This is a genomic window from Bradyrhizobium sp. (assembly GCF_004799445.1).
Lineage (GTDB): Bacteria > Pseudomonadota > Alphaproteobacteria > Rhizobiales > Xanthobacteraceae > Bradyrhizobium.
In genome coordinates this window covers 1-11,520 of sequence record NZ_SSNA01000082.1, presented here as the reverse complement: position 1 = coordinate 11,520, position 11,520 = coordinate 1, and the positions used below count along the sequence as shown (strand labels likewise).

General features: G+C 63.6%; 7 protein-coding genes and 2 pseudogenes. 3 read left to right on the top strand and 6 right to left on the bottom strand.

Features of this window, described 5'->3' with window-relative positions:
* Both E8A46_RS11245 and E8A46_RS11240 read right to left on the bottom strand, forming a co-directional pair.
* Positions 1–847: pseudogene (locus tag E8A46_RS11245) on the bottom strand (hypothetical protein); the annotation flags it as partial.
* A 235-nt stretch (positions 848–1,082) separates the two neighbouring features.
* The gene (locus tag E8A46_RS11240; RefSeq protein ID WP_291560463.1) at positions 1,083–2,741 is read right to left on the bottom strand and encodes an electron transfer flavoprotein-ubiquinone oxidoreductase; all 1,659 of its coding nucleotides are present in this window, start codon (positions 2,739–2,741) and stop codon (positions 1,083–1,085) included.
* A gap of 157 nt (positions 2,742–2,898) precedes the next feature.
* Here E8A46_RS11240 and E8A46_RS11235 point away from each other — a divergent pair, with 157 nt between their 5' ends.
* Entirely contained in the window at positions 2,899–3,723 is an 825-nt protein-coding gene (locus E8A46_RS11235; protein WP_291560462.1) for a uracil-DNA glycosylase, read from the top strand.
* A gap of 150 nt (positions 3,724–3,873) precedes the next feature.
* Here E8A46_RS11235 and E8A46_RS11230 read toward each other — a convergent pair whose 3' ends face one another.
* The 4 genes from E8A46_RS11230 to E8A46_RS11215 all read right to left on the bottom strand — a co-directional run bounded on the left by E8A46_RS11230 (position 3,874) and on the right by E8A46_RS11215 (position 7,930).
* Positions 3,874–5,382, bottom strand: coding sequence for a glycosyltransferase family 39 protein (locus E8A46_RS11230; RefSeq protein WP_291560460.1), 1,509 nt, complete (start codon positions 5,380–5,382; stop codon positions 3,874–3,876).
* Positions 5,383–5,474: 92 nt separating this feature from the next.
* A complete protein-coding gene (locus tag E8A46_RS11225) occupies positions 5,475–6,224 on the bottom strand; it encodes a ribonuclease HII (RefSeq protein WP_291560459.1) in 750 nt (249 codons plus the stop codon).
* 69 nt (positions 6,225–6,293) lie between these two features.
* Positions 6,294–6,749 (bottom strand): VOC family protein, encoded by a 456-nt coding sequence (locus E8A46_RS11220; RefSeq protein WP_291560458.1) that lies wholly within the window; start codon positions 6,747–6,749, stop codon positions 6,294–6,296.
* A gap of 17 nt (positions 6,750–6,766) precedes the next feature.
* On the bottom strand, positions 6,767–7,930 hold the full coding sequence (locus tag E8A46_RS11215; RefSeq protein ID WP_291560457.1) for a PA0069 family radical SAM protein: 1,164 nt from the start codon (positions 7,928–7,930) through the stop codon (positions 6,767–6,769).
* Positions 7,931–8,192: 262 nt separating this feature from the next.
* Here E8A46_RS11215 and E8A46_RS11210 point away from each other — a divergent pair, with 262 nt between their 5' ends.
* Positions 8,193–10,601 (top strand): phosphoketolase family protein, encoded by a 2,409-nt coding sequence (locus E8A46_RS11210; protein WP_291560456.1) that lies wholly within the window; start codon positions 8,193–8,195, stop codon positions 10,599–10,601.
* Between the two features lie 190 nt (positions 10,602–10,791).
* Positions 10,792–11,520, top strand: a pseudogene (locus E8A46_RS11205) (hypothetical protein); the annotation flags it as partial.

The window sequence follows — 11,520 nt, the reverse complement described above, 5'->3', positions numbered from 1 at the left end:
CGGCGGCGCCGGTCTGCGCCGAATCGACCAGCGGCGGCAGCTTCTTGCCGGCCCTGGTCTCGCGCAGGCCTTCCAGTACCAGCGGATGCCGCGGGAGCTTCTTGTCGAAGGCCTCATAGACCGCCGTCGCCGACGCGTCGTCCTTGTTGCGCGACAGCCAGCGCGCATAGTCGTCGGCCACGCGCAGCATGGAGTCCTCGAGCTTGTAGGCCCGCTCCAGGCGGACGCCGGCGTCCTTTTCCTTGCCGGCCAGTTCCAGGATCATGCCGGAATGCAGGTCCTTGAAGATCGGGTACCATTCCGGACCGGTCAGCTTGTCGATGTTGGCGACGGCCGATTTGCTGTCGCCGGCGCCGTAACTGGCCCAGCCCGACAGCAGCGTGGCGACCAGATCCGTGATCGGCCCGCGTATCGACTGGTTGATATTGGTCTGTGCGCTCGCGTATTTCTTCTGCTTCAGATCGCGCACGCCGATGACAAGGCGGGCAACGCGATTGGATTTGTCGACCGTCAGAATGCGGTCGGCAAGCTTCACGGCCTCGTCGATATCGCCGTCCGCCAGCGAGGAAATGAACGCGCGATCGAGCAATTCATTATTCTTCGGATCGATGCGAAGCGCCGAGCGATAGAAGGCCGCCGCCGCACTGGCGTCGCGCTCGACGCTGGCGTGACGGGCGGCCAGATAGCTGCCCGACATCGTCAGCATTTTCAGATCGTGGCTGGAGGGGAATTGCGCGGAGTTGTCGGCGGGATGCTCGGGCGTCTGCGCCGAAACCGAGCCGGGCAGCACCAGCGCAGTGAAGGCAATAGCGGCAATCGTCCAGCGATTGAATCGAATGGAAAACATCACGGTTCGCCTTCAGCTCAAGGATTTACGGCAGGATCTTGTGATCAGTCTCGAATGCAAACCCGGCAGGCGGCATCAAGCCATGCGACAATGCCGCTTTTAGCGTTCAACCGCAAGGATACGGGCTGGCAAATCGATTGGTGGGAACGGCCCGGTCGCCTCCAATACCGCCTGAAAGCGCTTCCAACATGGCGGTATCGTGGCCGACCGGCCGAACGTGGTCACGCAATCGTGGTCACATCGCCTCATAATTGGGTCCGCCGCCGCCCTCCGGCGGAACCCAGGTGATGTTGCCGTTCGGATCCTTCACGTCGCAGGTTTTGCAATGGACGCAGTTCTGGGCGTTGATCTGGAACCGTGGCCCGGTGGCCTCCTCGACCCACTCGTAGACGCCGGCCGGGCAGTAACGGTTGGACGGGCCGGCATAGATGTCGTGCTCGGAGGTCTTCTGCAGGTTCATGTCGGCGACCTTCAGATGAACCGGCTGGTCCTCTTCGTGATTGGTGTTGGAGAGGAACACTGACGACAGCCGGTCGAAAGTGAGTTTGCCGTCCGGCTTCGGCGGCGCGATCGGCGTGTGCGCCTTCGCCGGATCGAGCGTCTTGCGGTCGGGCTTGGCGTGCGATTGGGTTCCGAACAGCGAGAAACCGAACGTGTTGCACCACATGTCGATACCGCCGAGCGCGACGCCGAGCATGGTGCCGAATTTCGACCACAGCGGTTTGGCGTTGCGAACCGGATAGAGATCCTTGCCGACCTGCGAATTGCGCCAACTATTTTCGTAGTCGACCACTTCATCGTTGGCGCGGCCGGCGCCGAGCGCGGCATGGACGTGTTCGGCAGCCAGCATGCCGCTACCCACCGCGTTGTGCACGCCCTTGATGCGCGGCACGTTGACAAGACCCGCCGCGCAGCCGATCAGCGCGCCGCCCGCAAAGGTCAGGCGCGGCACCGACTGATAGCCGCCCTCGGTGATGGCGCGCGCGCCATAGGCGAGCCGCTTGCCGCCTTCGAACAAGGTGCGGATCGCGGGATGGGTTTTGAAGCGCTGAAACTCATCGAACGGCGACAGATACGGATCGTCGTAATTGAGGTGCACGACGAAGCCGACCGCCACCAGATTGTCGTCGTAATGGTAGAGGAACGAGCCGCCGCCGGTTGAATTGTTCAACGGCCAGCCGAACGCGTGCTGGATCAGACCTTTGCGGTGCCTGGCCGGGTCGATCTGCCAGACCTCCTTGAGGCCGATGCCGAATTTCGGCGGTTCGCAGCCGGCGTCGAGCGAGAATTTCGCGATCAGCTGCTTGGTAAGGCTGCCGCGGGCGCCCTCGGCGAACAGCGTGTATTTGCCGAGCAGTTCCATGCCGCGCGTGTAGGACGATTTGTGCGAGCCATCCTTGGCAACCCCCATGTCGCCGGTCGCGATGCCGCGCACCGCGCCCTTGTCGTCGTAGAGCACCTCCGCCGCGGCAAAGCCCGGATAGATCTCGACGCCGAGCGCCTCCGCCTTGCGCGCCAGCCAGCGACACAGCTGGCCGAGCGAGCCGATATAGCAGTGATGGTTGCTCATCAGTGGCGGCATCATGATGTTCGGCAACCGGATCGCGGCGCTCGCCGTGTTCCAATAGAACCGGTCTTCGCTGACCTGCGTCTTGAGCGGGCAATCGGCGTCCTCGCGCCAGTCCGGAACCAGTTGATCGAGCGCTACCGGATCGATCACCGCGCCCGATAGAATATGAGCGCCGACCTCGGAGCCCTTCTCGACCACCACCACGGTGAGATCGGCATTAAGCTGCTTCAGCCGGATCGCCGCGGCGAGGCCCGACGGCCCGGCGCCGACGATCACGACATCGAATTCCATGGATTCGCGCGGCGGCAGTTCTTCGGTGCTCATGATCTGGTCTCAGGGCCGGTTGAGAAAGCTTATAGAGATCGTCCACGGGCCGTTTGTTTCCGATTTTTGCGGGAAGAACAACATGGAAATGCCGCTTGAGGCGTTTCGTTGCAGCGCGATCCGGCCTAGATTGCGGGAATGCCTGTGATATCGTTTCATGACGCCTGATCCCGCGCCTACCGTCCAGCAATTGCTGGCCTTTTATCTGGGGGCCGGGGTCGACTGTGCGCTGACCGAGGAACCGGTCAACCGGCTATCGGATCCCGACACCGCCCCTGCGTCCAGCGAAATGACCCCTGCGCGGTCGGTCAGGACCGTACCAGCCGCGATCCCGGCTGTCCGCGCCGAAGCAGCGCCGGCGCCGGAGGCCGCCATCGCGTCGGCGCGGGGAGCGGCGCGGACCGCACCTTCGCTGGAGGTGCTGCGCGGCCTGCTCGAGAATTTCGACGGCTGTGCGCTCAAAGCCACCGCGACGCGCCTGGTGTTCGCCGACGGTAACCCGCACGCCCGCATCATGTTCGTCGGCGAGGCGCCCGGGCGCGAGGAAGACATCGAGGGACTGCCTTTCGTCGGGCGCTCCGGCAAGCTGCTGGACCGGATGATGGCGGCGATCGGGCTCGACCGCAGCAGAGCCTACATCGCCAATGTCATTCCATGGCGACCGCCGGGCAACCGCACGCCGACGCCGCAAGAGACGCAGATCTGCCTGCCGTTCATCCAGCGGCAGATCGAACTGGTCAATCCGGATGTGCTGGTGACGCTCGGCAATCCCTCCACCCAAACCCTGCTGTTGACGCGCGAAGGCATCATGAAAACCCGCGGGCGCTGGTTCGATTACGACACCGGCACCCGCGTGATCCGCGCGATCGCCACGTTCCATCCGGCCTATCTGTTGCGCTCGCCGTCCTACAAGCGCATGGCCTGGCAGGACTTGCGCGCGATCGCGAAAGCGCTGGAAGAGCGAAAAAGTCCCGCATCGTGAGCGTCTCGTGTCCCGGGCGCGGTGCAGCGTCCTTTACGCTGCTCCGCAGAACCGGGACCCACGAGCATTCAACAAGATGGACCCCGGATCAGCAGCGCACCACGCCGCAACTGTGGCGCGCTGCGCAGCGTCCGGGGCACGCCGATGTTCTCACGGCGCCCTCGGCCGCACGATGGCCCAGCCGATCCGAAGCAGCGGCTGTCGTCCATTCACCAGCCACTCGAACGCCCGCGGCACCTCGGGCACCAGGCCGGGAAACTGCCGCGCGATCTCGGCCGGCGGCGTGCCGGCCGTGTCCAATGCGCGCCAGACCACGACACCGCCGGTTTCCTTGAATTTGGCGAAATTCAACCATGGCGTCCGTTCCGGCGTCGCGGCAAGAAACAGATGGGGACGCGTGGGGCTCAACGTGATCAGCGTCGCAAGCTGGGCGTCGCCGCTCACCGCGCGGAGCCGCTGGTTGGTCCGCCGCTCGAAGCTGTCATCAAAAAAATACGCGATCGCGGTCGCGGGCAACGACGTCGCCACCTCGCCGCTTCCGGTCCAGGGCAGAAACAGCGTGGTCGCGATGACTGCGACCGCGGGGGCCAAGATGGCGGCCGCCCAGACCGAACGCAGGACCCGCTGGCGGCGCAGAGGAATCAGATCGCCGGCCGCGACAATCGTCGCCAGCCCCGACATCAAGAGCGCGATGCCCACCCCGCCGACGACGCGGTCGAGATCGAACAGGCCGGAAATCAGGCTTGCCGCCAGCGCGGGGCCGATCGCGAAGAAATAGACAAAATCGCGCGCCAGCGGATCGACCGGTGGCCGAAAAATGATTGGCGCCTCTTCCGGGTTGCGGCTGAACCAGCCGGAATTCAGCGCGATCAATATGACGATGCCGGCTATTGCGAACAACAGGCCGCCGAGCAGTCCGGCCCAGTGCAGCGCCCGCCCGCTCAAATCCGCCAAGGCCGGCCAGTTCGGCAAGACAAGCGTATCGGCGCGAATCAGCCAGACGATATAAGGCAACGCCAGTACGACGATCACCAGCAGGGCGAACAGCGGATCGAACGACATCAGCATGCGCCGTCCGCGCGCGGTCGCAAGCGCAAATCCGGCCACCAGCGCCAGCAGGCCGATCGCCGCAGAGGTTGTTAGCAGCAAGAGTCCGGCTTCGATGGACCATGCAAACCACGCATTGCGCCGGTTCTGGCCGATGAGTTTCCAGGAATGCAACAGCAGCAGCGCCCAGAGCGGGCGCGCCAGCACGAGCGGGCCGAACTCGACGCCGGGCGAACTGAACGCCACGACCGTCATGGTCAGGAGCACCGCCAGCACCGCCTGTTGGCCACCGACAACGGCGCGCGCCAGCAGAAACAACGTCCAGAACGTCGCAACCGCGCAAAGCTGCGCCAGCAGATAGACGCCGAACAGGTGATTGCCCGCGGCGCGAAACGCGATATCGGCGAGCCAGAACGCGAGCGGCGGACCGAGTTCGGTTCCCACCTGGTATTCCCGGCCATAGGCGAGCACGGTGGCCAGATCGCCGGGAGGGCTGCGATACAACAGCACCGGTATCAGCAGCCACAGCGCCGCCTGAAGCAACACCACAAGCCAGACTACCAACCGCGGCCGAGCGCGGATCAATTCGATAATCAGGGATGTGAAACGCATGAAACGTCCGAAAAACCTGGAGCCGGCCCCGCACGTCGGCCTATTCGATCTCGGACTTGTGATAGAGCGCGTCAGCCGCTGAGGCAACTGCGTCAGACTGAGGCAGAAATCCCGGTCGCCAAAGGTCCTTCCGGCACGAACAGATCCGGTTCGCGTTTGACCGTCCACGGCTGATGTTTTTCCCGCGCGGCGACGACCGGCGCAAACAGGCGGCGATGATGCACGGTCGGACCGAGCCGGTCGAGCGCCTCGAGATGCTCCGGCACGCCGTAGCCCTTGTGGGATTCGAAACCGTAGCCCGGGCAATCCTGCGCCAGCGCGCACATCAGGCGGTCGCGGGTCACTTTGGCGATGATCGACGCCGCGGCGATCGAGACCACCAGCCCATCGCCGCCGATCACGGCTTCGCAGTCGCAGGCCGTATCGAGCCGGTCGCGGCCGTCGACGAAGACATGCTGCGGCATGTCCGGCAGCGCGTTGACCGCACGTTCAAGCGCCCACAGCGACGCGCGCAGGATATTGTCGCGATCGATCCGCGCCGGCGAGGCGAAGGTCACCGCAAACGATGCGGTCGCGCAGATTTCCTCGAACAGCTCCTCGCGGCGTTCCGCGGTCAGCCGCTTGGAATCGTCGATGCCTTTGGGAATCCGCTTCGGATCGAGCACGACGGCTGCGGCCACCACCGGACCCGCCAGCGGGCCGCGCCCGGCCTCGTCGCAGCCGGCCACCGGCCATATGCCGCGCTTGATCAGCGCGCGCTCGCGGCGAAAGCTCGGCGACGCAACCGCGATCACGCCCTTGGCGGGCTTGTTTGACTTGTTCCCGGACTTGTCCCGAATCATGCCGGGATCGTGCGCAAGCCCGGCACGCGGCGCAACCGGGAATCACGCGCAATTCCCGCTATTCAATCCCTAGTCCGGCAAATGAACCCTTCGATCCTCGCCCACATCAATTCCCGGGGCGACCACGACTTCCCAGGGATGGTTGTCCGGATCGGCAAAATATCCGGAATAGCCGCCATAGTCCGTCTCATGCGCAGGTTTCAACAGCGAGGCGCCTTTTGAGACAGCGAAATCCAGAACCCTGTCGACCTCTTCCCTGGTGCGGCAGTTCCACGCCAACGTCATCCCGCGAAACGCCTGCGGCCGCGGGCTCTCGGGCAGGGTGACGTCTTTCGCCAGCTGATCCCAGGGAAAAAGTCCGATCGCGGTGCCGCCGGTGTCGAAGAACGCGACGACCTCGCCCGTGGCCTTGAATCTCCTCATAAAGCCGAGCGCCTCGTAAAACGCGATACTGGCGCGCATGTTGCTGACGCCGAGCGTCACCATGGTCAGTCGAGCGACCGGCTCGGGGGCGTTATCATCCATTGGACCTCTCACGCCCTCTAGAACAGGCTCAATTGCTGCCCGCTGCGTTTCGGCCGAGCAAAATGCTCCGTCGTCAATTTCGAACGCCGCTTGTTGAGCCCGAGCTTTTCGCAGGCAATTTCGAACCTTCGTCCGATCATCCAGGCCATCGGCCCGGTGCCTTTCATGCGCGCTCCCCATTGCGAATCATAGTCGCGCCCGCCGCGCATGTCGCGGATCAGGGTAAAGATGTGGCGATAGCGATCGGGATAATTGGCCATCAGCCATTCGCGAAAGAGGTCACGTACTTCCAGCGGCAGCCGCAGCAGCACGTAGCTGGCTTCCTTGACCCCGGCATGGGCCGCCGCGTCGAGAATACGCTCTATTTCCATATCATTTAGCGCGGGGATCACCGGCGCGACCATCACCGTGGTCGGAATTCCCGCGTCCGACAATTGTCGCAGCGCCGCGAGCCGCCGCGCCGGGGTCGAGGCCCGCGGTTCCATGGTGCGGGCAAGTCCCGCATCGAGCGTCGTGACCGACAGCGCCACCTTGACGAGATTGCGTTTCGCCATCCGCGCCAGAATATCGATGTCGCGAACCACCAGCGCCGATTTTGTCACGATGCCTACCGGATGCGAGGTGCGATCCAGCACTTCCAGAATGCCGCGCATGATCTTCCGCTCGCGCTCAATCGGCTGGTACGGATCGGTGTTGGTCCCGATCGCGATCATGCGCGGTTCGTAATCCTGCGCCGCCAGCTCCTTTTCCAGAAGCTGCGGCGCGTCGGGCTTGGCGAACAGCTTCGATTCGAAATCGAGCCCGGGCGACAGGCCGAGATAAGCATGCGTCGGCCGCGCGAAGCAGTAGACGCAGCCATGCTCGCAGCCCCGGTAGGGGTTGATCGAACGATCGAAGCCGATATCGGGAGACTCATTGCGGGTGATGACTTTGCGCGCGGTATCGAGGGCGACGGTGGTCTTGAACGGCGGCAGTTCGTCGAGGCTCTGCCAGCCGTCGTCGAACGCGACGCGCGCCTCGGTCTCGAAACGGCCGCTGTCATTGGACTGGGCGCCGCGGCCGCGCCGCCGCCCGCGCTCGATCGCCACCGCCAACTCGGGAAAAGGAGAAAGCGCACCCGCCGGCTCGGAGGGCGCCGTGACCGGCGGGTGCTTGAGGGCATTTGAGGATGCTCGGCTCATGGATCAGAACATAGCACGCCATGAGAACAAATCAAGAACAACATTCTGCGGAGGGGTGGGCAAACCGGGCTGGCCACCCAGCAATCCACAGCTTCGTTGCGCAAGGATCAACGCTGGGGCGGGTTTGCGGTGGTCGGATGCGCTCCTTGAGGCCGGACAGCTTGCCGACGCCTTCTCTACACATTCCCTCGCTATCCTCGCCTCGAAAATGGATCGATTGGCCGGCGATTTTGTTGCCCACGGCCAACGCTGGAATGCCACCATGCAAGCCCCAAGCACCAATGAATGTTCGGCGGACGACCGTGAGCTGGATTTGCTCGATCAGTACTGGCGCGCCGCGAATTACCTGTCGGTCGGTCAGATCTACCTGCTCGACAACCCCCTGCTCCACGAGCCGCTGCGGCCGGAACACATCAAGCCGCGGCTGTTGGGGCATTGGGGAACCACGCCGGGGCTCAATTTTGTCTACGCCCATCTCAACCGCGCCATTCGCGCATCCGATCTGAACGTCATTTATATTTGCGGACCCGGCCACGGCGGCCCGGGGATGGTAGCCAACACCTATCTCGAAGGCAGCTACAGCGAGATTTATCCGGACATCAGCCGCGACACCGACGGTCTGCGCAAATTGTTCCGTCAATTCTCGTTCCCCGGCGGCATTCCCAGCCACGCCGCGCCGGAAACACCGGGATCAATTCACGAAGGCGGCGAACTCGGCTACGCGCTGGTGCACGCCTATGGCGCGGCTTTCGACAATCCCGACCTGATCGTCGCCTGCGTCGTGGGTGACGGCGAAGCTGAGACCGGCCCGCTCGCGGCGTCCTGGCATTCCAACAAATTTCTCAATCCCGCGCACGATGGCGCGGTGCTGCCGATCCTTCATCTCAACGGCTACAAGATCGCCAATCCCACCGTGCTCGGCCGAATGAGCGACGATGAGATCCGCCATCTCTTCACCGGCTACGGCCATGAACCGCTGTTCGTCGAAGGCAGCGAGCCCCGGCTGATGCATCGGCTGATGGCCGACTCGCTGGAGACCGCGCTGCAGCGCATCCGCACCATCCAGCAAGCCGCGCGCGACGGACGCAAGAACAGCGACCGCCCAAAATGGCCAATGATCGTGCTGCGCAGCCCCAAGGGCTGGACCGGCCCGAAGGAAGTCGATGGCCTGAAGGTTGAAGGCTTCTGGCGCGCGCACCAGGTGCCGATCGCCAACCCTCGCGGCAATGCCGGACATCTTGAGTTGCTCGAGCAGTGGATGCGCAGCTATCAGCCCGATGCGCTGTTCGACAAAAACGGCCGGTTGCTGGCCGAACTGCAGGCCCTGGCACCCGACGGCGAGCGGCGAATGGGCGCCAATCCGCACGCCAATGGTGGATTACTGAAACGCGAACTCAAACTGCCGGACTTTCACGACCACGCCGTCGATGTCCCCCGCCCCGGCGGCAGTGAGGCCGAAGCAACGCGCCTGATGGGACAATTTCTGCGCGACGTCATGCGGATGAACGCCGAGACGCGTAATTTCCGGTTGATGGGACCGGACGAGACCGCCTCAAACCGGCTCGATGCCGTGTTCGAAGTCACCGAACGGGTCTGGATGGAGCGGATCGAACCCTATGACGTTCATTTGGCGCAAGATGGCCGGGTGATGGAGGTCTTGAGCGAACACCTCTGCCAGGGCTGGCTCGAAGGATATCTGCTCACCGGGAGGCACGGCTTCTTCTCGTGCTACGAAGCCTTCATCCACATCGTGGATTCCATGTTCAACCAGCACGCCAAGTGGTTGAAGGTTTCACGTGGCCTGCCCTGGCGACGCCCGATCGCCTCGCTCAACTATCTCCTGACCTCCCATGTCTGGCGGCAGGACCACAACGGCTTCAGCCATCAGGATCCCGGCTTCGTCGATCTTGTCGCCAACAAGAAGGCCGACATTGTCCGGGTGTATTTTCCGCCGGACGCCAACACGCTGCTGTGGATCGCGGACCATTGTTTGCGGACCTATGACCGCATCAACGTCATCGTCGCCGGCAAACAGCCCGCGCCGCAATGGCTGACCATGCAGCAAGCGGCAACGCATTGCGATGCCGGCATTGGAATCTGGCCATGGGCCGGGACCGAAACCGAAGGCCTCGAGCCGGATGTGGTGATGGCCTGTGCCGGCGACGTTCCGACGCTGGAGACGCTCGCCGCGGTGGATTTGCTGCGCAAATCGCTGCCCGATCTTCGGATCCGGGTTGTCAATGTGGTCGACCTGATGACGCTGCAGCCGAACAGCCAGCATCCGCACGGCATCAGCGATCGCGATTTTGACGGGATGTTCACATGCGACCGGCCGGTGATCTTTGCCTATCATGGCTATCCCTATTTGATCCATCGCCTGACCTATAGCCGCACCAACCACGCCGGGATGCACGTGCGCGGCTTCGCGGAAGAAGGCACGACGACGACGCCGTTCGATATGGTCGTCCTGAACAAACTCGACCGGTTTCATCTGGCGATCGAGGTGATCGAGCGCGTTCCCGGACTGAATATCGCCGCGGCCCGTATCAAACAGCAATTCCGCGACGCCTTGATCGAGCATTCGCGCTATGTGCGGGAGCACGGCGAAGACATGCCGGAAATTCGCAATTGGATGTGGCCCTATGGCAGGGATGCAGGCGCGGTCGTCTAGCACCCGGAAACAGCGCGGTCGACATCTCGCCATTCCACCGTTGCGCAGCGAAATCGTCGAAGACAGACGCGGACCGGCACCTGAACCTCCGTGGCGCCGCGGAAATATGACATTCTCGTGAATGATCTGGCGCAATGAAACTGTCGCCAATGCAGGGCATATGCGTATCACCCTCATTGGTTGGCAGATCATGAAATCCCAGATTATCGAGCAGCTCGGACAGGCAGAGATCCTCCTGCCATCGCTGGTAGCGGAGGGACTAGCTGCCAACGACCGGATCAAGGTTCGCATGAGCGCGCTGCAGGCCGCCGTCCATCATGCCCGGGAGCCCGACCGCCCTGCCACCGATTTGCACGTCGAATGCCGCGCCGCCGGCGTAGCGCCCGCCGCGCTCGCAACCCTGATCGGCGGCGCCCATCTCGCCGGCAACGGACGAATGGCCGCGCCCAATCTCGCCAGGCTGATGAAGGAAATCGGCGACGACGCGGCGACGATGATCCGCGCGGTGAGCGCCGGCCAATCGGCCGAGGGCGAAACCATGACAGCGCGGCTCACCGCGATCCGCGCCGCCGGTTTGCTTGAGGCCGCCGGTGAAATCGAAATCGCGCGCGTCGCGAAGTTGACCGGCGTGACGGAGGACGGCGCCGATAGCCTGCACCGGCTGGTGATGGACCTGCACAAGGCACTCAACCGGCTGGCCGCAGAGTGCTCCGAGGAGATCGTGAGCGGCGCCCATGTGTTCGGTTTGCACCCCGAGGACCGGACGCCGGTGGAAAGTTTCATGCAGGGGCTCAACGAGACCCGCGCCCTGAAATTCAACCATCCCGGTCTCGATACCATGGCGACCCGGTCGAACGGCCGGCTCTTGATTCAGAATGATATCGGAACCACCGACGCGCATGTGGTGGTCATTGCGGTC

Excerpts from the sequence above, each read along its gene's own strand:
- E8A46_RS11240 (WP_291560463.1), bottom strand. The coding sequence starts at position 2,741 with ATGAGCACCGAAGAACTGCCGCCGCGCGAATCCATGGAATTCGATGTC.
- E8A46_RS11235 (WP_291560462.1), top strand. The coding sequence starts at position 2,899 with ATGACGCCTGATCCCGCGCCTACCGTCCAGCAATTGCTGGCCTTTTAT.
- E8A46_RS11230 (WP_291560460.1), bottom strand. The coding sequence starts at position 5,382 with ATGCGTTTCACATCCCTGATTATCGAATTGATCCGCGCTCGGCCGCGG.
- E8A46_RS11225 (WP_291560459.1), bottom strand. The coding sequence starts at position 6,224 with ATGATTCGGGACAAGTCCGGGAACAAGTCAAACAAGCCCGCCAAGGGC.
- E8A46_RS11220 (WP_291560458.1), bottom strand. The coding sequence starts at position 6,749 with ATGGATGATAACGCCCCCGAGCCGGTCGCTCGACTGACCATGGTGACG.
- E8A46_RS11215 (WP_291560457.1), bottom strand. The coding sequence starts at position 7,930 with ATGAGCCGAGCATCCTCAAATGCCCTCAAGCACCCGCCGGTCACGGCG.
- E8A46_RS11210 (WP_291560456.1), top strand. The coding sequence starts at position 8,193 with ATGCAAGCCCCAAGCACCAATGAATGTTCGGCGGACGACCGTGAGCTG.